At 39.5% G+C, this 22,161-nt stretch carries 26 protein-coding genes and 1 tRNA gene; 14 read left to right on the top strand and 13 right to left on the bottom strand.

What is annotated here, in order from left to right:
- The first annotated feature begins 37 nt into the window (after positions 1-37).
- The 7 genes from pspA to ACMZOO_RS04525 all read left to right on the top strand — a co-directional run bounded on the left by pspA (position 38) and on the right by ACMZOO_RS04525 (position 4,199).
- The gene (gene pspA / locus ACMZOO_RS04555) at positions 38-709 is read left to right on the top strand and encodes a phage shock protein PspA (RefSeq protein WP_440905596.1); all 672 of its coding nucleotides are present in this window, start codon (positions 38-40) and stop codon (positions 707-709) included.
- Between the two features lie 12 nt (positions 710-721).
- Positions 722-955: an envelope stress response membrane protein PspB gene (gene pspB, locus ACMZOO_RS04550; protein WP_016955517.1), complete on the top strand. Its 234-nt coding sequence runs from the start codon at positions 722-724 to the stop codon at positions 953-955.
- The gene (gene pspC / locus ACMZOO_RS04545; protein WP_016955516.1) at positions 955-1,362 is read left to right on the top strand and encodes an envelope stress response membrane protein PspC; all 408 of its coding nucleotides are present in this window, start codon (positions 955-957) and stop codon (positions 1,360-1,362) included. Before pspB ends, pspC begins: the two co-directional genes overlap by 1 nt.
- A gap of 45 nt (positions 1,363-1,407) precedes the next feature.
- Positions 1,408-1,758 carry a 4a-hydroxytetrahydrobiopterin dehydratase gene (locus ACMZOO_RS04540; RefSeq protein WP_440905595.1) on the top strand — a complete coding sequence of 117 codons (351 nt, stop codon included), beginning with the start codon at positions 1,408-1,410 and terminating at the stop codon, positions 1,756-1,758.
- A gap of 42 nt (positions 1,759-1,800) precedes the next feature.
- Positions 1,801-2,865 (top strand): quinolinate synthase NadA, encoded by a 1,065-nt coding sequence (gene nadA / locus ACMZOO_RS04535; RefSeq protein ID WP_440905594.1) that lies wholly within the window; start codon positions 1,801-1,803, stop codon positions 2,863-2,865.
- Positions 2,866-2,985: 120 nt separating this feature from the next.
- Positions 2,986-3,076 (top strand) — tRNA-Ser (locus ACMZOO_RS04530).
- 274 nt (positions 3,077-3,350) lie between these two features.
- Positions 3,351-4,199, top strand: a complete 849-nt coding sequence (locus ACMZOO_RS04525) for a diguanylate cyclase (RefSeq protein ID WP_440905593.1) — start codon at positions 3,351-3,353, stop codon at positions 4,197-4,199.
- An 811-nt stretch (positions 4,200-5,010) separates the two neighbouring features.
- On the opposite strand, the gene folA is transcribed toward ACMZOO_RS04525, so the two are convergent.
- The 4 genes from folA to rplU form a co-directional block, all read right to left on the bottom strand.
- Positions 5,011-5,508 carry a type 3 dihydrofolate reductase gene (folA, locus tag ACMZOO_RS04520; RefSeq protein ID WP_440905592.1) on the bottom strand — a complete coding sequence of 166 codons (498 nt, stop codon included), beginning with the start codon at positions 5,506-5,508 and terminating at the stop codon, positions 5,011-5,013.
- 12 nt (positions 5,509-5,520) lie between these two features.
- Complete coding sequence (gene cgtA / locus ACMZOO_RS04515; protein ID WP_440905591.1) at positions 5,521-6,690, bottom strand: Obg family GTPase CgtA; 1,170 nt, start codon at positions 6,688-6,690, stop codon at positions 5,521-5,523.
- A gap of 161 nt (positions 6,691-6,851) precedes the next feature.
- The gene (gene rpmA, locus ACMZOO_RS04510; RefSeq protein WP_016955499.1) at positions 6,852-7,109 is read right to left on the bottom strand and encodes a 50S ribosomal protein L27; all 258 of its coding nucleotides are present in this window, start codon (positions 7,107-7,109) and stop codon (positions 6,852-6,854) included.
- A 17-nt stretch (positions 7,110-7,126) separates the two neighbouring features.
- Positions 7,127-7,438, bottom strand: coding sequence for a 50S ribosomal protein L21 (gene rplU / locus ACMZOO_RS04505; protein WP_016955498.1), 312 nt, complete (start codon positions 7,436-7,438; stop codon positions 7,127-7,129).
- Between the two features lie 266 nt (positions 7,439-7,704).
- Here rplU and ispB point away from each other — a divergent pair, with 266 nt between their 5' ends.
- The gene (gene ispB / locus ACMZOO_RS04500; RefSeq protein ID WP_440906281.1) at positions 7,705-8,676 is read left to right on the top strand and encodes an octaprenyl diphosphate synthase; all 972 of its coding nucleotides are present in this window, start codon (positions 7,705-7,707) and stop codon (positions 8,674-8,676) included.
- Between the two features lie 34 nt (positions 8,677-8,710).
- On the opposite strand, the gene ACMZOO_RS04495 is transcribed toward ispB, so the two are convergent.
- Positions 8,711-9,556, bottom strand: coding sequence for a DNA ligase (locus ACMZOO_RS04495; RefSeq protein ID WP_440905590.1), 846 nt, complete (start codon positions 9,554-9,556; stop codon positions 8,711-8,713).
- Positions 9,557-9,596: 40 nt separating this feature from the next.
- Complete coding sequence (locus ACMZOO_RS04490) at positions 9,597-10,115, bottom strand: retropepsin-like aspartic protease family protein (protein ID WP_440905589.1); 519 nt, start codon at positions 10,113-10,115, stop codon at positions 9,597-9,599.
- Between the two features lies 1 nt (position 10,116).
- Between ACMZOO_RS04490 and ampD the strand changes: the two genes are divergently transcribed.
- The 5 genes from ampD (at position 10,117) to ACMZOO_RS04465 (ending at position 13,346) form a co-directional block, all read left to right on the top strand.
- Entirely contained in the window at positions 10,117-10,686 is a 570-nt protein-coding gene (gene ampD, locus ACMZOO_RS04485; protein WP_440905588.1) for a 1,6-anhydro-N-acetylmuramyl-L-alanine amidase AmpD, read from the top strand.
- Entirely contained in the window at positions 10,683-11,522 is an 840-nt protein-coding gene (ampE, locus tag ACMZOO_RS04480; protein WP_440905587.1) for a beta-lactamase regulator AmpE, read from the top strand. Before ampD ends, ampE begins: the two co-directional genes overlap by 4 nt.
- A gap of 13 nt (positions 11,523-11,535) precedes the next feature.
- Entirely contained in the window at positions 11,536-12,003 is a 468-nt protein-coding gene (argR, locus tag ACMZOO_RS04475; RefSeq protein WP_026016743.1) for a transcriptional regulator ArgR, read from the top strand.
- Positions 12,004-12,074: 71 nt separating this feature from the next.
- Entirely contained in the window at positions 12,075-12,587 is a 513-nt protein-coding gene (locus tag ACMZOO_RS04470; protein ID WP_440905586.1) for a hypothetical protein, read from the top strand.
- Positions 12,588-12,596: 9 nt separating this feature from the next.
- A complete protein-coding gene (locus ACMZOO_RS04465; RefSeq protein WP_440905585.1) occupies positions 12,597-13,346 on the top strand; it encodes an NRDE family protein in 750 nt (249 codons plus the stop codon).
- Here the strand turns inward: ACMZOO_RS04465 and ACMZOO_RS04460 are convergent.
- The 6 genes from ACMZOO_RS04460 to ACMZOO_RS04435 form a co-directional block, all read right to left on the bottom strand.
- Positions 13,316-15,073 (bottom strand): lysophospholipid acyltransferase family protein, encoded by a 1,758-nt coding sequence (locus ACMZOO_RS04460; RefSeq protein ID WP_440905584.1) that lies wholly within the window; start codon positions 15,071-15,073, stop codon positions 13,316-13,318. The genes ACMZOO_RS04465 and ACMZOO_RS04460 overlap by 31 nt on opposite strands.
- Positions 15,061-15,687 (bottom strand): HvfX family Cu-binding RiPP maturation protein, encoded by a 627-nt coding sequence (locus tag ACMZOO_RS04455; protein ID WP_440905583.1) that lies wholly within the window; start codon positions 15,685-15,687, stop codon positions 15,061-15,063. The genes ACMZOO_RS04460 and ACMZOO_RS04455 overlap by 13 nt, the downstream gene beginning before the upstream one ends.
- A 65-nt stretch (positions 15,688-15,752) precedes the next feature.
- Positions 15,753-17,129 (bottom strand): phospholipid carrier-dependent glycosyltransferase, encoded by a 1,377-nt coding sequence (locus tag ACMZOO_RS04450; RefSeq protein ID WP_440905582.1) that lies wholly within the window; start codon positions 17,127-17,129, stop codon positions 15,753-15,755.
- Positions 17,130-17,189: 60 nt separating this feature from the next.
- Positions 17,190-18,164, bottom strand: a complete 975-nt coding sequence (locus ACMZOO_RS04445) for a hypothetical protein (RefSeq protein ID WP_440905581.1) — start codon at positions 18,162-18,164, stop codon at positions 17,190-17,192.
- A gap of 11 nt (positions 18,165-18,175) precedes the next feature.
- The gene (locus ACMZOO_RS04440; protein ID WP_440905580.1) at positions 18,176-18,451 is read right to left on the bottom strand and encodes a hypothetical protein; all 276 of its coding nucleotides are present in this window, start codon (positions 18,449-18,451) and stop codon (positions 18,176-18,178) included.
- Positions 18,452-18,478: 27 nt separating this feature from the next.
- A complete protein-coding gene (locus ACMZOO_RS04435; protein WP_440905579.1) occupies positions 18,479-19,180 on the bottom strand; it encodes a DUF445 domain-containing protein in 702 nt (233 codons plus the stop codon).
- Between the two features lie 189 nt (positions 19,181-19,369).
- Between ACMZOO_RS04435 and ACMZOO_RS04430 the strand changes: the two genes are divergently transcribed.
- The gene (locus tag ACMZOO_RS04430; protein ID WP_440905578.1) at positions 19,370-21,394 is read left to right on the top strand and encodes an EAL domain-containing protein; all 2,025 of its coding nucleotides are present in this window, start codon (positions 19,370-19,372) and stop codon (positions 21,392-21,394) included.
- Between the two features lie 16 nt (positions 21,395-21,410).
- Here the strand turns inward: ACMZOO_RS04430 and ACMZOO_RS04425 are convergent, their stop codons facing one another.
- Positions 21,411-22,160: a tRNA-uridine aminocarboxypropyltransferase gene (locus tag ACMZOO_RS04425; protein ID WP_440905577.1), complete on the bottom strand. Its 750-nt coding sequence runs from the start codon at positions 22,158-22,160 to the stop codon at positions 21,411-21,413.
- Position 22,161 lies beyond the last annotated feature (1 nt).

Here is a 22,161-nt window from a genome sequence, read left to right as displayed (position 1 = left end):
GTATTATCGGATACAACCGAAATTAGAGAGGTTATTTATGGGTATTTTTTCAAGATTTGCCGATATTGTTAATTCAAATATCAATGCTTTGTTAGATAAAGCTGAAGATCCTGCCAAAATGGTTCGTTTAATCATCCAAGAAATGGAAGATACTTTAGTTGAGGTACGTTCTAACTCAGCGAAAGTTTTAGCGGATAAAAAAGACTTAGCCCGCCGTTTACAACGTTTGCAGTTGCAACAACAAGAATGGCAAGAAAAAGCTGAGTTAGCCATTAGCAAAGATAGAGAAGATCTGGCTCGTGCCGCATTGTTAGAAAAAAAGCGTATCTCAGACCAAGAGGCGCTAATGGCTTCAGAAGTTGCATTGTTGGATGAACAGTTAGATAAATTACAGTCTGAAATACAGCAACTGCAAGATAAGTTAACCGACGCTAAAGCACGTCAAAAAGCATTAATTATGAAACACGAAACTGTTAGTGCACGTGTTAGTGTTAAACGTCAACTGGATGCTGAAAAGGTGCGCAACTCGTTAGATAGATTTGACGCCTATGAACGTAAAATAGGTGACATTGAAGCTGAAGCCGATAGTTACGATTTGGCTGGCAAAAATCTTAAAGCTGAATTTGATGACTTAGTTGCACAAGAAGCTTTAGACGATGAATTAGCGCAATTAAAAGCAAAAGTGAAATCTAAACAAGATCAAGAGTAAGGAATTTTTGTCATGAAAGAAATTGTCGCGTTGCTGGTAACCCCTATCATTTTATTCATGATATTTGTTGCGCCAATTTGGCTAATTTTAAGTTACCGCAGCAAGAAACAAATGAACCAAGGACTGACCGAACGCGAACAAACTCAGTTGATAGAGTTGTCTCGAACTGCTGAGCGCATGGCCGATAGGATTGAAGTTTTAGAAAAAATCTTAGATGTAGAGTCACCAAATTGGAGGCAAAAATAATGAAATCGGAAGATAGAAAGTTAACTCGCGATGTTGCTAATGGTCGAATCGCCGGTGTATGCGCGGGTATCGCAAAGTATTTTTCGTTAGAAACTTGGGTTGTCAGATTAATTACCTTTGGCGCATTAATTTTTTCATTTAGCTTTATATTGTTTGTCTATATTGCTGCTTGGTTAATATTAGAGAGAAATGACAAGGTAAAGTCTGGACGCGTGTACGATACTAGTACACGCGACAACTACCATTTTGATATTAAACAAAATGTTTGGCAGGCCGGACAACCGCCAAAACAGGTACTCGCTCATTTGGGGGATGTTTTTGACCGTTTGGAGCAAAGGGTTCGCCGGTTAGAAAAATATGCTACAAGCGAGCGCTACAGGGTAGAAAGGGAAATTAATAAGCTATAATTAAATACCCAAACTGCTGGTTTAATATTTACATGAGGAATGATCATGGCCAATTTAACCGAACAAAGCTGCGAAGCATGTCGTGTAGGCGCCCCTTTGGCAACAACTGAAGAAATTGCTCAGTGGTTGCCACAATTAACCGATTGGCAAATTGTTAATGTGGATAGTATTGACAGGTTAACTCGAACTTATCAGTTTAATAATTTTGTTGATGCATTAACCTTTACTAATAAGGTTGGGGAGCTGGCCGAATCAATGGGCCATCACCCCGCGTTATTAACCGAGTGGGGGCGAGTGACTGTCAGCTGGTGGACGCATAAGATCAAAGGTTTACATAAAAATGATTTTATTTGCGCTGCGAAAACAGATGCAATATACCCAAGCTTGAGCAAATAGCGTATAATTCGCGCTAGTTTTAATACAAATTTATCAAGTCACATGTCGCAAATTGAATTAAATGCAGGATATGAATTCAACTTCCCTGCAAAACCAACTCCTTTATCTATTGAAGAAAAAGCGCAGTACAAAGAGCGCATTAAAAAGCTTTTAGCTGAAAAAGACGCTGTGTTAGTTGCGCATTATTATACTGATCCTGAAATTCAAGCTCTGGCTGAAGAAACAGGCGGTTGTGTTTCTGACTCACTAGAAATGGCTCGTTTTGGTCGTGAGCATCCTGCAAAAACCTTAATTGTTGCTGGGGTAAAATTTATGGGTGAAACCGCAAAAATTTTATCGCCAGAAAAACGTGTATTTATGCCAACGTTAGAAGCTACTTGCTCATTAGACTTAGGTTGCCCAGAGAAAGAATTCACCGAGTTTTGTGATGCTCATCCAGACCACACAGTTGTTGTTTATGCAAATACTTCAGCTGCGGTTAAAGCGCGTGCGGATTGGGTGGTAACCTCGTCAATTGCATTAGAAATTGTTGAACATTTAGATGCTGAAGGCCACAAAATTATTTGGGGGCCAGATAAACACTTAGGTTCGTACATAGAGCAAAAAACTGGCGCTGAAATGCTTAAGTGGAATGGTGCATGTATCGTCCATGACGAATTTAAAGCTAAACACCTGCGTGAAATTAAATCTATGTATCCGCAAGCCGCTGTGTTAGTTCATCCTGAATCACCAGCTTCAGTTATTGAACTTGCAGATGCAGTTGGCTCAACCAGCCAATTGATTCAAGCTAGCCAAACCATGGAAAACGAAATGTTTATTGTGGCAACTGACAAAGGCATTTTTTATAAAATGCAGCAGTTAGCACCACATAAAACATTTATTGAAGCGCCAACTGGTGGCAATGGTGCAACTTGTCGTAGCTGTGCACATTGCCCTTGGATGGCGATGAATGGTTTAGTTGCAATTGAAAATGCATTGATCGCAGACGACTTATCAGAGCACGAAATTTTTGTCGATGACAGTTTACGTGAGCGTGCGTTATTACCACTCGATAGAATGCTTAATTTTGCTGCAGAACTTAAAATGAAAGTAAAAGGTAACGCTTAATCGGCACAGTTAGCTGATTAAATAAGCAAACAAAACGAATAACTGTTATTTGTTTTAATCAAGACTTGCTAAAGTGGGCTGATTTCCATATTATGCAGCCCGCTTTAACAAAAGCTCTGCGGTGAGGTGGCTGAGCGGCTGAAAGCGCACGACTGGAACTCGTGTATACGTTAATCGCGTATCGAGGGTTCAAATCCCTCCCTCACCGCCATTTCTCCTTTTAAACATTCCGAATTTAAGCTAATAACAATTTACTGGTTATTCCAGTGATTGCTCTCTCGTTTACTTCATTATTTATCAATAAACTCGATTAATTTCCACTGAGTGATTTTTCATATTTTAATTGTTTAATAATTTGTTAATATCAACTACTTATAGCTATGCTTAGCAATAGATAGTTAAGCAGGTTATACAATAAAAATAATATTTTGGTTATAGCTAAATATAACCAGTTTAAAAACACATACACGAAGTTGGAAAACAAAATGAAGAACCTAGTTATAAGCTTGGCATGCAGCTTAGGCATTTGCTTATCTGCTGCGGCCGCACAAGTGACTTTGAAAGTGAACAATTCAGAGTCCATCAATAATAAGTACCAGTTACAATTATTGAAGGAAGCGCTTTCACGCGATCCGAACAATCAATACAAAATTCAAACTTCCCCGGTTGATTTAAACGAAGGGCAAATGCTTAATTACATTAGATCCGGTGAAATGGATGTGATGTGGGGCGGAACCAATAATGACTACGAAAATGCCATGCAGCCAATTCGTATTCCATTATTTAAAGGTTTATTAGGTCACAGGCTCTTTATTATTCGACAAGGTGAGCAGGCAAGATTTAATGGGGTATCTAGTCTCTCTGGGTTAAAAGACTTTAAAGTAGGGCAAGGGCGGCAGTGGGCTGACACACAAGTGCTTAAGTCTGCTGGCTTAGACGTGGTAACTTCAATGAAATACGATGGTTTGTTTTATATGTTAGAAGGAGGGCGCTTTGATGCTTTTCCTCGTGGTGTACATGAACCATTTGCAGAAGTAACAGCTCGTCCCGAGCTTAATTTAACCGTCGAAAAAAACTTACTCTTGGTTTATCCATTAGCAGCATATTTTTTTGTCGCGAAAGACAACAATAAATTAGCCAAAGTAATAGAGTCAGGTTTGATGGAAATGATAGATGATGGTTCGTTTGACCAATTTTTTTATCAAAACCCTATGGTTGCTGAAGCGCTAGAAAATGCGCAGCTCGCTAACCGAACTGTGTTTAGAATTGATAACCCAAATATGCCACCTTTAACCCCATATGATAACGAGAAGCTGTGGTTTAAAGTTGAGTAGTAACAGATAAGTTTGAATTGAGAGAAGAGTGAATGGTGGCGACCTCAGTCGCCACCCAAAGACATATCATCTAACCTTGATGAAGACTTGCCTGTCGTGTGTATCCCTAAAAGCACCTTGCGGTGTGTCCTAAAGTATTATTCTTCTTTTATTTTGCATCCAGCGGGATTCCACCCATCTTTCCTTATACCTCGTCCTGAGCTATCCCATTTCCCTAGCATCAATGCTCTCTGCTCCTTGCTTGCTAACTCCTTAGCCGTTGCTCCATTTCGTCCTACTTCCTATAATCCTTATTCCTATGTGTGTCCTTGGTGCTTGTCCTAAGCTATTTTGTCCTTGTGTCCCTAAATTCCATACCGTCCTGGTTATCCAATCCTTCATCCATTCCTTTTTAACAGCAGTACCATCCGAGTACCCTAGTATCCATACACCTTGTTTTTCCAACTCCACCGGCGTAAGACCATTTACACCTTTTCTTTCCTAGAAAACTAAAATATCCATATATTCCATTTCCTGTTTTGTCCGTGTCGCTCTGAACCTTGGGTGCGTCCTTTTTCCTAAGCAACGAGTGTTATAGTACTTAATTGACTGTTAGTCTGAAACTAACTAAATGAAAATTAATTTTATTCATCAATTTTAAATATTGTTCAGTTAGGTGTAAAAATTAATAAATACAATGACTTATTTATTTTTGTTTCTAAAGAATTACGATAAGTAGGGATAAGTCTCAATGTCGGTGTGAGAAATATCTTACATGTAAAGGGCGAAAATGATATTCAATAGAATGAAATGAGAGCTTAGCAGCGCCGCATCAACGGCGCGTGTAAGTATAAAAGGTATGAGCTAGTGGATTTTTATCGTCTACTAGGCCGACTGTTTCTTCAGATACTTGCCATTCTTGTGGATTAATTTCAGGAAAGTAAGTGTCTGCATCCACTTCTGTTTCTACTATAGTTACGTATAGCCTGTCAGCATGGCTGAGCATGCTTTGGTAAATATGACCGCCGCCTATGACGACAATTTCTTGTTCGTCAGTTAATTCTCGTTTAGCGATTTCAACAGCCTGGTCAATTGATGAGGCTAGCTGCACATCTGGGTGAGGGCTGGTTTCCTGACGGCTTATAACAATGTTTAAGCGACCCGGTAACGGGCGGCCAATCGAGTCATAAGTTTTACGTCCCATGATAACTGGCTTACCTAAAGTTTGTTGTTTAAAAAACTTTAGGTCATTGGGTAAATGCCACAAGAGTTTATTGTCTTTACCTATGGCGCGTTGTGGCGTCATAGCCGCTATCATTGAAATGATCATGCAAAATACTCGCTATTTTTGATAGATAATTTCTGGGCCATCGTCATCATCATCCCAGTCATCGTCGTCCCAATCGTCATCGTCCCATTCTTCCGATTCCATCACACTGTCGTGGTAGTTTTGCCATTTGAACTCAACTTGCTCTTCAGTTTTTTGTTCTTCAAGGCTAGGTAGTGGATGTTCTAACAACCAGTCACCTAATACATTAACTAAATCTTGTGTGCCATTACGCTCAGCAGCAGACATAGAATAAATTGGTCCTTGCCAATCTAGTGCTGCAACAATCTCTTCCATTTTGGCTTTGGCGTCTTCTTCTAACATAAGGTCTATTTTATTAAAAACCAACCAGCGCGGTTTTTCAGCCAACTCAGGGCTGTATTTAGATAGTTCGTCAACAATAGTCACAGCATCTTCAATCGGATCTGAGCCGTCAAAAGGTTCTATATCAACAATGTGCAATAGTACGCGACAGCGCTCTAAATGTTTTAAGAAACGAATACCTAAACCAGCACCTTCTGAGGCGCCTTCAATTAACCCTGGAATATCCGCAACAACAAAACTATTACCTACGCCTTGGCGAACAACACCTAGGTTAGGTACTAAAGTTGTGAAAGGGTAGTTGGCAATTTTGGGTTTAGCCGCAGAAACAGCACTTATAAAGGTAGATTTACCCGCGTTTGGCATACCTAACAAACCAACATCCGCAAGTAGCATAAGCTCTAACTTCAACTCGCGAACTTCACCTGAGGTGCCTGGAGTTTTTTGTCTAGGGGCGCGGTTTACACTACTTTTAAAACGTGTATTACCTAAACCGTGAAAACCACCTTTTGCCACCATCAACTTTTGTTCATGGCGTAATACTTCACCTATTACTTCACCGGTTTCCGCATCAGTTGCACGCGTACCAACAGGCACTTTTAAGTATTTATCTTGACCGCGACGGCCTGTACAGTTTTTACTTTTACCGTTTTCACCACGCTCAGCTGCATGGAATCTTTCAAAACGATAGTCAATTAGGGTGTTTAAACCTTCGTCGGCAATTAAATATACATCACCGCCATCGCCGCCATCACCGCCGTCAGGGCCACCGTTTGGAATGTATTTTTCACGACGAAAACTGACACAGCCATTACCACCGTCACCAGCATCTACTTTAATTTCAACTTCATCGACAAAATTCATGGGTTACCTCTTGGTGTTACCATTAAACGCCAGCTTATTCTAATCTCGGCTTGGTTAAATATTGTACATATTAATTTTAGTTGAGATTGGAATAAACTTGCGGAAATAAAACAAAAAACCCCGCCAGAGCGGGGTTTTTACAAATTCAAATCGGATTGGTCTTAAGCAGCTTCGATGCTTACAAATTTACGATTTTGTGGACCTTTAACTTCAAATTTAACTTTACCATCAGATAAAGCAAATAAAGTGTGGTCACGACCAATACCAACATTGCTACCCGCGTGGAACTTAGTACCACGTTGACGAACAAGGATGTTACCCGCTAATACAGATTCACCACCGAAACGTTTAACACCTAAACGTTTACTTTCTGAATCACGTCCGTTACGAGTACTACCTGCAGCCTTTTTATGTGCCATTGATTCAGTCTCCTAAATTAAGCGTTAATGCCAGTGATCTTAACTTCAGTGTACCACTGACGATGACCAGCTTGCTTGCGAGAATGCTTACGACGTCTAAATTTAACAATCGTTACTTTCTCACCACGACCGTGACCAACAACTTCTGCAGTCACTTTACCGCCGTTTACATAAGGTGCGCCAATTTTGATGTCTTCGCCATTAGAGATTAACAATACGTTGTCGAATTCAATAGAAGAACCAGCTTCTAATTCAACTTTCTCTAGGCGGACGGTTTGGCCCTCAGTTACACGGTGTTGTTTACCACCACTTTGGAAAACCGCGTACATATTCTACTCCGCTCACTATAAAGACGTTAGCTTAACTAACGTACAAATCTTCAAAACAGGGCGCGAATTCTAAGGCAAAGCTTTTAAGATCGCAACCCTAATTTAGCTTAAAATTACTATTTATTCAGTGCTTACTCATATTAATTGTTTATGTTGACTAAATGGCTGAGTTACACGGCTTTGAAACTAGTATCTTGGGTATATTTGAAAAAGCGTGTAAACTTAGCGCAAATTTTAACTCAGACCAAACAATTCAGTTTTTATCAATGCAGCTAGAACAAATAAAGCAGTTGGCCAGCGAAGATATGTTGGCAGTTAACAAGGTTATTGCCGACCAATTACAAAGCGACGTTGCGCTTATTCAGCAGTTAGGTTTTTATATAGTTAATAGTGGTGGAAAACGAATTCGCCCATTAATTACCACGTTAGCTGCTAGAGCACTTGCCGCAAAAACGTCTGAGCACATTACCCTAGCTGCAATTATCGAATTTATCCACACAGCTACCTTATTGCACGATGATGTTGTTGACGAATCAGATAAACGTCGTGGTCGTGATACCGCAAATGCTTTATTTGGTAATTCTGCGTCTGTGTTGGTTGGTGACTTTTTATATACTCGCTCCTTTCAAATGATGGTGTCGCTCAATCAAATGAAAGTGATGCAGGTCTTATCGGATGCAACCAACGTGATTGCCGAAGGTGAAGTGATGCAATTAATGAATTGCAACGACCCTAGCACAACTGAAGCTTCGTATATGGAAGTTATTTATTGTAAAACGGCTAAATTATTCGAAGCTGCGACACGTTTAGCTGCTGTGTTGACAGAGCAAGATGAAAAAGTTGAACAAGCTTTAGCTGATTATGGCTGTTATTTAGGCACTGCTTTTCAATTAATGGATGATTGGTTAGATTATGCGGGTGAGTCTGAAAACTTAGGCAAAAACGTTGGTGACGATTTGGCCGAAGGTAAACCTACCTTGCCGCTTATTCATGCAATGCAACATGCACAGCCAACAGAAGCTGAGTTAATTAGCCATGTGATTGAGCAAGGTGATGGACTAGCGCAACTCAATGCTGTACTAGCTATTATTAAACAAACCAATTCGTTGGACTACACCTATCAGCAAGCGGAAAAACATGCACAAATGGCGGTTGATGCTTTAGCTGTTTTACCTGACTCTGATTACAAACAAGCACTAGAGTCGCTAGCTTGGTTATCTGTACACCGAGACAGTTAGAAGCGACAACTAGGAAATTAATTAGAAGCGAAAGTTAGTAACCTTCGCTTCTAACCCGCAAAAATACCGGAAATCTCGGTAATTCATTTTTAGTTAAACCTGTGAATTTATAAGTGATTATGCTGCCAATCGCCGGTGGGTTGGCTCGCTGCGCTTTTGATAAACCACTACCTATCTTAAATTGTTTACCCGTTAATAAATCTTCTACTAATAAAGCGCCAACTAAACCTGAAAATTGGCCTTTGCCGGCAATATATTCAATGATTTTAGCTTCAGCATCGGTAAATTTTTTCACTTTAATTAGGTCGTCACTGCGTTTACCACGATACAGCGCGGATTTTTTATGCAGCATTAGTCCTTCAGCACCATTATTTACGTATTGATTGAGCAGAGTTTGCAGTTGTTGGTGGGTACCCACATCAAATTGTTCAACTATTTTAATTGAACTGTTGCTGGGTAACTGCTGCGCAAGCTCCAACATTTTTAGATAGCGAGCTGAGAATTCAATGGGTAAATTGGGCAAATCAAACACCATAAACTTTACTTGTTGCCACCTGGGGTCGGTCGCATCATGGATAATTGACATTAAGTCTGCAAATTGATTGTGTCCAAGCCACAATTCACCATCCAGTGGCATATTGGGGAAGTTTGCAACAAAACTAACGGGTGGGTTTATCGGATTGCCTTGCCTAGTCCAAAACGCTTGTCCGTCCCAATAAGCACGCACACCATCATATTTTTCACTGACAAGATAGTCACTTAGTTTTATGTCAGCAGAATATTTTTCTGCCAACATTAACTCTATAGGTTTGGCTTGGATTGAATAGCCGCAAGTTAGCAGCACAACAACAAGAATAAAGCCGAGAGATCTTTGAAACATAGAACACTCCTTGTTCAAATTATTTTAGTAGATTATTCAGTTAATTATATTGGCGCAAAGTGAGTATATTGCCGCGCTGACTAAATTCAATCCGTTTTAACGCGCTCATGCCAAGTAATATTGAGTCTTGTTGCATGTGCGGATTAATATTAGCTCGTACATTGGTTAAGGTTATATCACCTATTTCTAAACGCTCTATGTTGGTGCTATACACAGTGACTGTGCCATTTGCCGTACCAACAGGGAAACTCTCGCCATAACGTAAACCTAAACCTTGAGCTATATGTTCAGGTATAGAAACATGGGTTGCGCCCGTATCCAATAAAAACGTGACAATGCGGCCATTAATTCTGCCATTGGTTACATAATGACCTTGGCGGTTGCGAGTTAATTCTACTTCAATGGCACCTTGACCTGTATAATGGCTTGAAGGGTTTTGATTCGGGTTTTCTTTTTTGTTTAAATAGCCTTCAAACCAATAGGTTAATAGAAAAAATGCAATGATCCATGCGGCATAATTCATCCATTTGCCGGTTTTTTGATTTAAATCTGGTTCCACTATGACTCAACCTCAATTTATGTCTGAGCAACATGATATTTTAACTGACGTAATTTTTAAACCTTCGGCGTTTTATAATCAAAGGCCACAAGGCTGTGATGTTGATTTATTGGTGATCCATTGTATTTCTCTGCCAGAAGGTCAATACGGTTTACCTTATATTGAAGATTTGTTTTTGGGCTGTTTAGATTGCACTAAACACCCAAGTTTTATTGACTTGCAAGGTTTAGAGGTATCGGCACATTTTTTAATTAAACGAAATGGCCAAGTGCTGCAATTTGTTCCTATGAATCAAAGGGCGTGGCATGCAGGTGTGTCTAACTTTGCTGGGCGAGATAATTGTAATGATTTTTCAATTGGCATAGAGTTAGAAGGCACAGACCAAAGTGACTTTACCCAAGTTCAGTACCAAGCTTTAGCAATAACGACACGACAAATCATGGCTTTATACCCTAAAATAACCTTGGAACGTATTGTTGGGCATAGTGACATAGCACCGGGGCGAAAAACTGACCCTGGTGTAGGTTTTAATTGGAAGACATTTAAACAATTGGTGAGGGACATAGAATGACATTACTCAGTATCTTCATTGTTGTGCTACTTGAGCGTGTGGTAAAAGTAGAAGAGCAGTTTCACTACCGCCATTATTTCAATTGGTATCAGCAAAAATTTGCCGATAATTTTAAAGCGACAGATAACATGAGTGCTGAGTTATTTGTTGTGGTGTGGTTGGCATTACCGGTTCTTTTGTTGAGTTTATTGCTGTCGTTGTTGGGTGATGGTTTATTGGCGCTGATAATAAACTGTTTTGTACTTTTTTTATGTTATGGCTGCCCACAACATAGAAGTTGTTATCGTCAGTATTTAGAAGCGGCGTGCCGCAGCGATCAACAAGCTTGTTTTGAATATTCGCTGCAACTAGGCCAACAACTAACCGAAGAAAGCAAAAGCGAAAGTTTAGGGCAAACCTTAGTTTGGATTAATTTTAGACATTATTTTTCCGTGATCTTTTGGTTTGTTGTGTTAGGTGCACCAGGCGCTTTGTTATATGTGTTTGCCCGTAATTTGGCAAAATTGTCTGCACAGCAGCAAGAGTTGGCGTGGATAAAAGATGCAAGTGAACGCTTGTTGGCTATTTTAGTTTGGTTACCTGTGCGTATTTCTGGTTTTGCGATTTTATTTGTCGGTCATTTTTCCAAAGCTTTACCTGTGTGGTTAGCCGGTGTTGGTCAACTCGGGTTGTCTGCGCGTAGCTATTTAGCCAATATTGCTAAAGCTGCCGAAGATGTGCATTCGCCAGAAGATGATCATTTAACTGAGCCTTGTGTCATGTTAAAACTAGCCAAACGTGCATTTTTATTTCAGTTAAGTGTTATTGCTGTTTTAACTTTGTCTGGTGTTATTTAAGGGTTGTAGTCGTTTGAATCAAACAGAAAAACAAGATGCGCTACTTAAAGCGTTTAAAACTTTATTGCGAGAACAAAGCTTTTCTTCGCAAGCGGATATTGTTGATGCGTTAAAAGAAGAGGGCTTTGACAATATTAGCCAATCAAAAGTCTCACGGTTATTGAGCCGATTTGGCGCTGTGCGCACACGTAATGCATTACAAGAAATGGTTTATTGTTTGCCTCCAGAATTAGGCGTGCCAACCACAGACAGCCCGCTAAAGCAGTTGGTTTTAGAGGTTAGCCATAATCAAGCTATGATAATTGTTAGAACAACACCAGGTGCAGCACAGTTGATAGCACGTATGTTAGATTCGTTAAATAAATCGCATGGTGTGTTAGGGACAATTGCCGGTGACGATACTATTTTTATTGCGCCAGTTGATACATCTGTTATTGAAACTACCTGTGAACAAATAGAAGAATTTTTTCAAACCGTTTAATCGCGTATTTTCGCTGAAATTTCAGTTGGGTTTGTTCGGTCTATTCTTCTGTATTGTAATAAGGAAAACATATGGTTGAATATTGTCGCAGTGTACTTAAACAAATTGCAGTCGTAATAGATAGTTTGTCTACACAAGAATACAGTTTGAGTCAGCAACAACAATCGAGCGTGGGTGCACATATTCGGCATATTCTTGATCATTTTATCGCTGTGACCAAAGCATTAGATTCGGGTGTGGTTGACTATAGCCATCGCAGTCGTGGTAGTTTAATTGAGCATTGTGCTGATACTGCAATCGCAACAATAATCGATTTAGATAACACACTAGCTGAGCAATTTTGTCCAACAGTGTGCGAGAAGCGGATTAAACTCATCCCTGAAACGGCAGATTTATTAACTGACCAAGATTTTTTATACTCGAATATACAGCGTGAACTTATGTTTATCGCGAGCCACGCTGTCCACCATTTAGCTTTAATAAAAATGCGTTTCCCAACTGATCATCCGATACAGCAAATCGAATATTTAGGTTATGCGCCTGCGACCATTCAAGCGCTTAAGTCATCGGCGCTACAAGAATAATATAAACTTATGTGTACCTTAACTTGGCAAATGCTGGAAGGTGGTTATCGGCTATTGTTTACGCGGGATGAACAGCGCAGTCGAGCGCCAGCTTTGTTACCTCAAGTTGATGAAAAACTTGCTGCTGTTTATCCGCTCGACCCACAAGGGCAAGGCACTTGGATTGCAACCAATAAACAAGGACAAACTTGGTGTTTATTAAATCTATACGCAGAGCCCAATGCTGAGCCCACCAATATTCGGCCTATACAGGCTAAAAACAGCCGCGGCGAAATTATCCTTATGTGCCTTGAGCAATTGACCCATAGCACACTATCAGACGAGCAAATCAAAGACTGGCTACAGCTTTTGTGCGAGTCCAAAGGTTTTACCCCTTTTACTTTGTGTTATTTCCCCGAGGTGACAGAGCAACAAGACTATCAACCAAAGTATTGGCAATGGGATGGCCAACAGATAACACAAGGCAGTTTACCTAAGATGTTTACATCATCAGGTAAATTATTCTCCGAAGTAAAAAACAATCGCCAAGCTGTGTTTGCGCATATGCCAAAGGTTAATCAGCAGGATGCTCAATGGGCATTTCACCAAAGCCATGTGCCGCTTAAAAGCCATTTAAGCGTGTGTATGCATAGGGAGGATGCAAAAAGCATTAGCCTCACTGAAGTGATAGTCAAAAATAACTTACAGCAGATGTCATACTGGCAAAGTTCACCGTGCAAAGCCGATTATCAACAGCCTGATAGGCTAATTCGCCTATAGTTTTGCCAATTTTTGCCTAAATATAATTTTAACCATTTATCTGCCGTATCGGGCAGGTGAACTTTAAGTAACAATCCAGGTGTTTGGGCAAATTGTCCATCAATGGCTAAGGCAATAAATTCTGCACCTAGTTGATGGTATTGTTTGACTAATACAGGCAAGCCCTTGTTGTCTGGCTCTATTTGTTTAACCAGCCAATCTAAAATTTCTATCTTGCTCGCAGAACAAATTTTATTGTGCTGCTGTGCGCTATCTAAAAATCTTTGCACTTCAGCTATTTTTGCATGAGCAAACGACTGTTTAGCTAAAGCGCTGCTATCGGGTTTTTTAATCAAAAACTGTTCAATTAGATAGACGCTAAGTGGGCTATAACATCTACTTAAAGAGACAGTGCCGTATAAGGTGCGGTATTTAGGATATTTAACAACAAAATGACCTATGCCTTTAAACAGCATCAACAAGGCTTGATAGCTGCGTTGGTATTCAGAAACAATAAAAGAACGACCCATCTCTAAACAAGCAGTTTGTTTACCGACAAACTTGGCTGAAAAATTAAACATTTGTTCCAGGTAGGTCGGTGATATTTGGTCGGTTTGCCCCATGCGATAAGCACCAATAATTTGTTGCTGTTGTTGGTCGAAAATAAACAAATGTTGGTAGCTATAATCAAAATCATCACCATCTTGTGCTGCACCGCTGCCTTCTTGCCAATCTCTAAAAGTTTGTTCTCGCAGCCGCCTGATTTGTGCCAAACAATGCGGAATTTGTTCACCATCCGCATGTAGTACCAACCAAGTTTTATAACTCACTAATGTTTGTGCCTCAGCAATCTGATTCACTTCAGCTGCCATTAAATCGCCACTTTCAGCAGGCGCGAGCGCTTGCATTTTGACACTTTCAACCGCTGGCCAATCACCTTGTAAGCTTGGCTGTTGTAGGTAGGTTGCTAATCTAACTAAATCACTTTGTTGCTGCGTACTTAGGTTAGGTATTGCTGTATTGTCTATTGTTGTTGTCATAGTGAGTTGAATATTTTTATTGGTGGAGGCGAGCATTTCTCTAACTAGCATGAGCAGGCGAAATCGAAAATATATTCGGCCAAAAAAATAAAAGCGTTTACGGTTACTCGCTTGTATATGCACGGGCAATATATCTGCGTTATAGCGTTCTGCTAGCTTAATAAAACTGCGGTTCCATGTGTGATCACTCACAGTGTTAAACGCTTTTTGATAATAGCTAACTCGACCTGCAGGGAAAATAACTAATACGCCTTTCTGTTGTAAATGTTGCTCACATAATCTTAATGATGTGACATTGCCAGTAGCACCCGTTTGCAAAGGATTGGTGAAAATAAAATACTTTTGCAGAGGTTTAAATAAACTCAAACCAAGATTGGCCAACACTTTAACGTCGTTGCGCTGTTTTAATAGTTCACGTAACAATACCACACCATCAACGCCACCAAGCGGGTGGTTGGCAACAATAATAAGTGGTTTGTCCTTGGCTAAATTGTGGAAATTACTGCTGATGTTAAGCTTAAATAAACGGACAAATGCATCTAAAAAGTTTTGCCCATCTAAATGGGCAAAACCATGTTGCTGATAGAGTTGATTTAGTTTGTTGATACCTAATAACCTATCAGCCATTTTAATTAAACTAGCTCTCAATCCTGTTGCAGGTTTAGCTAGAAATTGGGCTAAGGATAAGTCATTGTTTACTTGTTGCATAATTTCCGTTTAATCCAATAATCTAGGCTGGTATAACGGCCTCCACCACTAAAGAGTAACACCAATAACATCACAAAATAGGTTGCCGCAAACTCAATACCATTGTTGAGAACAACAAACTTACCGCTAGAGGTTAGCCAATCAATATGACCATGTTGAGTTAAAATATCATTTGCCCGAGCAAGTTTATCAGCTGATTGCATAATCGACTCATTAAATAATATAGTCCCATTGGCCAGCCAACTATTAGGATCGGCAATGGCTAACCAGCCGTGTTGCCAATGTACTGTAACCATGGCAACCAACATGGTAAAGATTAGCGGAATACTGACTAAACGTGTTAACAAACCGAATAATAACAACAAACCACCAACCAACTCAGCTGCCGTTGCTAAAAATGCCATCAAACCAGGTAAAGGCAAACCTAAGCCCCATTCAGCATCCCCAAACCAACTAACGATATTGTCGAAATTTTGATATTTATTCCAGCCAGCTTGTAGCATAACGGGTGCTAAATACAGCCTTAATAACAAAGGCGCTAAGCCATCTGCGAGTTTTAATTTATTTATAGCACCTTGGTAGCAGTGGGTTAACTTACACAGCAAATCTGACATGAGGGTCCCTTTTTAAAGCATTAATATAAATTTATAGACAGATGTTTTATGTGCTTTCTTTCAAATTAAATCCAACTGCTAAACCACATTCGTTGATAAAAAGCTGATTTTTCCACTGGGATACCGAGTTGAAATGGTAACCAATAAATAAAACTCAGCGCTATACTGAGCAAAATTACCCAAACAGTGAATCTCGCATATTTAGACGTGCTATTTTGTAATCTAGAAAGCGCCGCAGCTAATGCCAAGAAACTAAATACCGAAGCTGATTGATAGTGATATAAAAAGGTACAACGGCTCACCAAAGTCCATGGCAACCAACAAGCAAAATAACCACACACGATAAATATTGAGATAAATTGCGGTTGAGTTATGCTGCTTTGTTCTCGTCTAACCACTGATTTCACTATATTTATTAGCTGAGAAAGTGTCCAGAGCGTAAGCACCAACATAGCTAAACTAGACCACCAGTATAAAAGTGGATTGCCAAACGAATGAATATTTTTGTAACACTGCTGGCCATTTTCAACTGGTAACTTTTCAAAGTAGTAACTGATAGGCCTTTGCATTAAAGGCCAGCTATACCATTTTGAGCAGTATGGATGAGCGTCTTCTGCTACTCGGTTTTTATGGTAGCTAAAAAATTGTTGGTGGGTTTCAACAAAGTCGTATTTAGTATTGAGTTTTAAATCAGGTATCCACAACAAACTATACACTAGGATAGGTAAGCTGATGAGCAATATAAAAATGCCAGCAAAGCGCTGATAACTAGTTGAAGAAATTTTCGTTTGTTGGTGAGGGGTTATAACGCATAATTTAGCTAACAGCAAAATGACAAATATAGCTATGCTAAATGCCCAGTAGCTTAGGCCACTCCACTTCACGCAAATTACACAACCTAAGCTAAGGCTCAATAAAACAGGATAGAGCCAAGATTTTTTTTGCACTGTCAATATGGTCAGATAGCAACTCAAAGATCCCCAAAACAAAATATGGACATTGCTTAAGCCAAAGCGCGCAGCAACAATAAGTGCGCCATCTAAACAAGTAAAGGCAAAGACCAAGAGCGTTATAAAATGTGATCGACTAAGTTTCCAAACACATAAAGTGAAAAACATAGCTGCCAAAAAGCCTAACAGTGCATTGATCCAACGATAACTAACTGGATTAAGTTGACTAAATTCAACTGAACCCAAGGTTGGCTCGTTTACCCAAGGCAGTGCGTGATAAAGCGTAATCGCACCTTGTAAAACATATTTTGCTAATGGTGGATGTGAATGAAAAAAAGGTTGTTGCTGAATGTATTGGTAGGCAAATTTAGGAAAGTAGACTTCATCAAAAACGGGTTTGTTAATATCGCCTAATTGATAAAAACGCAAAAATAACGCAAGACTAGCGATGATTAGGTAGCATATTGTATGGCGCTTGTTAGCAAGAGTCATTGTTATATTTTAATAATTGTTATTTCCATATACAGAGCATATTAAACAAAAATAGCGGCATTACCAATCGTACAAATGGGGTAGGGTGTCCATTTCTTCAATAAGTAGTTTGGTCATTTGTTCTACTTCGGCTTTTTGCCAAGTTTTCATTGAATCAGTTAAATTGGCGACAGTGCTTTCGTATTGGTATTCAGGTAAAAAGTGTTGCAGAACTTGATAATAACTAGCTGCGCTTACAGGATCTGGTGACACCCCATGATGATGGCGAACAGCTAAATTAAACAAAGCATTTAAACTACCTTGTTGGCGTGCCTGCTCTAACCACATCATTTGTTTATGGTAAAAATCTTTTCGTTTAGTCTCGTCGACCTGATTTGGATCCGTCAGTGTCATATCTGGTAAATGTGAAAGTATCATCATGGCTTGAATGTTGCCTTGGTTAGCCACATAGGTTACTTCTTGATAGAGCCTTTTGACATAGTCTAATTTTACACCATTACATAAATTAATTTTATTAATAAGTGATTGGCTGATGTGTTCTGGTACGCCTTGGCTGGCGTGTTGATTTAACGTTACTTCTAATCTTTGTGGTGAGATGTTTATTTTACCTGTTTGGTCAGCATAACGATGAAACGGCATGCATTTTTCTAATGCTAATAAATAACTTAAATATTGCTCGACAGTGGCTTGTTGTTTGAAAGCATCTAAGTCAATATTGGCGATGTCGGCTTCCAAAGGCATGGCATGTGGGTAATGCGCTAGTTTATTCTGTGCAGAACTTTCGCTGGGAGATGGAGTATTCTGTTGAATCGGGTGCTCTGCTGAATCAGTCGCACTTTCAGTGTTAGTTTGTTCGTTAACTAACTTGGCGGGTAGTGTGGTTATCTTTTCTGGATTATTGTCAAATGCACTAATGTTTAGATTGGATTGTTGATTTATTTGTTCGTTTGGCCACAAAAAATAGAACAGCCCAGCAACTAAAGCTAGGCCAGATGAAAACAAACAAATTTGAAAAAGTAATAGCCAATGGCGCAAAATGACTCCTGTTATTTTCCTCCCCAAATTTTCGCCACAGCTTTGTCGTTACCTAACAAACCAACAATTAAACAAACGACACTTGCCCCGCCAAATACAACAAGTGGAATTAAAAAGCCGAGCTCTTCTTTAGGGCTTAACCAAGTAACAGCACTCGCAAGTACTGCAAATAATACACCTACCACTATTAATATAGTGCGGTTTAGCGGTTTGTAGACATAATTATCGTCACCTTTTTCAAATATATTTAAAATAGGTGAAAAAATGCTGCGTAAAATATTTTTCATTATTTGTTCTCGTTGTTAATTATCAAACTAAACCAAATGAGCGATTAACCCAAATATTGCACCAAAAACACCGCCCCAAATGACCAACCAGCCTAAATGTTCGTTTATCATTTTATGTACTATTTTTTTCACCGCTTGGGCGGTTAGCTCGTTGAGTCTCACATCTATTATATGGCTAACTTTGTCGCGCATTTCCGCCAGTATATTTGGTTGCTCTAAACTCTGTTTAACTAGGTTGTCAAAATCAGGTGACTGGCTGATATCAATTAACTTTTGTTTGAGTTTTTCGATATATGGTTCTTTTAATGGATCAATCAGTGAGCGGCCGCCCATCATTTCAAGCATCTGCCCAAATTTAGAGCTTAATACGGTTTCCACCAAAGATTCATAAGCAGGGTCAAAATCTATTTTTTCAATGACTGGCGATAAGTCGAAATGACTGGCATGACCCATATTGTCTGATAAAAATTTATCAATATTCTCATCGCTAAAGAACTCATTCATCATTAAGTCTTTGATTGCAGCTTTAAACTGTTCAAACTTAGCTTCAATGACGCCTGAACCATATAATCCAGGGACTTTTTCAAACAGCATATGTATGGCTAGCCAGTTAGTGCAGGCACCAGAGAGTGAAAATAAGCCGACGGTTAATAACACTGGAATGGCTAAAAAATACCCGGCTAGGGTTGTAACTAATGCGATTAAACTGGTAACAGCACTCATATTCATGGCAAGTTTGACCAAATTGACGAACCTAAAACTACCAGCAGAAGTGGGGGATAAATCACAAATTTCAATGGTCAAACAATTTTATTGTCGATTGGCATTTAAAAGTTCGCTTATTAGTAACATATTGACTACTATTTAGTTACAGCTGTGGTGCTGTTGCACGAGTGTGTTTTCCATATAGGGTTTGATATGTACGCAGCCATTTATCGGCTATTAAAACAATTTTCACTTCATTCATTAAAAGCGCGGGTGGTTTTGGCTCTGATAGTGTCAAGCTTATGCGCTACTTTGCTAATTGTTTCGTTATTTTCGACCGTTCAATTTTACAAAGTATCTGATCAGATAAAAGCCGATATTCAAAAAAACATCGAACTTATAAGTGACAGTTTGTCAGAAGCTTTATGGAGTTTTAAAGAAGAAACAGTCCAGTATATGGCATCGGGTTTAAGTCAAACCCAGTATATTGCCGCAGCAGAAGTGATTAGTGAAACTGGCGAGCATTATTTATACGGCTTAAAAATAGGTGAGCCAGAATTTACCAAAACTCTCAGTCACCAAAATGAAAAAGTCGGTACTATTTATATTTGGTTGGATCAGCAGGCGATAAATCGCTATGTCAAAGATTCTGTCTTTTACGTTATTTTGGTTTATGTGTTTTCCGCCGCACTAGTTGCAATTATTTCCATTCGTTTGATTGGATTTATGCTGTCACGGCATTTGTCTAACATAGTCAACCACATGCGCTCATTTAAGTTAGATGATTCGTTAAAACGAGAAATTGAGTTAGACAGAGCGCCGTATATAGACGATGAACTCAATCAAATCGTCACTAGTTTTAATCGTTTACGCCATGACACGCAAGATTATTTATCGGCTAAACAACAATACGAAAAACACTTAACTTATCAGGCTAACCATGATGATTTAACTGGTATAGCAAACCGACGTCATGGCTTGCAATTGCTTGAAGAAAAAATTCGCCAAGTCGGCTTTAACGGTCGTTTTGCTTTGATGTTTGTTGACCTTGATGGTTTCAAAGATATTAACGACACACATCACCACTTGGTTGGTGATGAAATTCTGCGCATTGTCTCTGCGCGCATTCAGCAATTTGTTAAACCGCATGGCGGCTTTTTGGCGCGAATAGGCGGCGATGAGTTTATGGTAGTGGTTGATTTGCAAGGCGCTGAGCTGAACATTTTTGCTGAAAGTATTTTGAAAAAAATCAAAGAGCCTTATGGTGTTGCCAGTGATAAATTGAGCTTGTCGTGCAGCATTGGTATTTCTATGTACCCAGACGATGCTGACACAGCAACCAATTTAATTGCCAATGCCGATACAGCAATGTTTCAAGCTAAAAACGCCGGTAAAAGCCAATACAAAACCTTCTCAGCTGAGATGTTTGAAGACCTTATGGTTAAGTCTCGGTTAAAGACAGCGTTGAAAACCGCGCTAGAAAACGACGAAATACAGGTTTATTTCCAGCCAATTTTTGCGATAGAAGATGGCACAATTGTTGGTTTTGAAGCCTTATGCCGTTGGTTTCACCCTGAATACGGTGCAGTGCGTCCTGATGTATTTATTGCGTTGGCCGAAGAAACGGGTGATGTAGTTGAAATTGACCGCTACGTTTTAACTGAAACGGTTAAAAAATTGCACAAGTTGCAAGGAAAAGGACTGCCACTATTTGGTACAGTCAATTTTTGTCCACTTGATTTTGAACAACCGGATATTGTCGATTATTTGGATAATGTACTAACTCGATATCCACTTACGCAAAACCGCTTAGAAATTGAAGTAACTGAGCGTTCAATGATTAACGAGTCAGGCAATACGAATATCAACAGATTACTTGAAGAGCTTGAGAAACTTGGAGTCAAAATTGCGATTGATGATTTTGGTACAGGTTATTCTGCATTAAGTTACGTGAAAAATTACCGTTCATTTATCTCTAAAATTAAAGTTGACCGATTGTTTGTGCGAGATATAGAGCAAGACACAGCCGATGTCGCTTTAGTTAGCTCAATTATCAATATGGCTAAAGGGTTAAATATGACAGTGGTTGCTGAAGGGATAGAAACTGTTCAGCAACAAGACTTATTAGCTAGCTTAGGCTGCCAATACGGCCAAGGTTACTTAATTAGCAAACCTTTGCCGATAGAAGAATTTTGTCAGCTAGTGGCGAAACAATCTACGCAAGACAAAGTTAGTTAAGCTGTGTTCAGTTTAACTAACTAGAGGTGTTTTTCTGATAATTTTGCAAAAACTCGTGTTCATTTGTTAGTTGCGGTGTGACATTGAGTTTGCTAGCTGCATAGTGTTGGTTAAAAACTGAAAAATAATTCTGCAATACTTCTGCCGCTTCTGTTTGTTGCCATTGTGAAAATGCTAACGCGGCTGCTTCGGCTGTTGCCAATTGATGGACTTCAGCTGACTTTCTTAATTTGTATTGAGCTTGCTGACTCACATCTAAATTAAAACATGGAATATGGTATAACCACTGGCTTTGATTGAACATGCGTTTACATTGTCGCCATGTGCCATCTAGAACCACTAGGGTTAATTTCTTCTGAGGGCTTTGCGCTTTTATTTTATTGATTGTTGGCGCTATTGTTATCGGACGACTTGGTTGTCTCGCCTGCTCTAACGGGGGCGGAAACAATATCGCGTATTGGCGCTCTTTGTCATTTAGCAAATGAAGTAGTTTTTCTTCTGGTTCGGTACGTGACCACTCGAATAAGTGGCAGTTTTCTCCCAATACTTCACTGATTAAATGTCCGCTATTGCTAGGTTTTAATATCTCATCCGTATGCATTATCAATATAACGTCCAGTTCACATTTTACAGTGGTCTTCCACTGACATATGCAGGCAAACAAGGGAAGTTGGCATTGCTCGCATCGTTTGACCGTAATACCTCGTGCATTAAAAGCTCTAGTGGCTTTGGCAAGACGTAGCTGACGAAATTGATAAAAATTCACA

Origin of the sequence: Catenovulum sp. SX2 (genome assembly GCF_052056295.1) — a bacterium.
Lineage (GTDB): Bacteria > Pseudomonadota > Gammaproteobacteria > Enterobacterales > Alteromonadaceae > Catenovulum.
The sequence above is the reverse complement of the archived record's forward strand: the minus strand, read 5'-3'. Positions and strand labels throughout refer to the sequence as shown.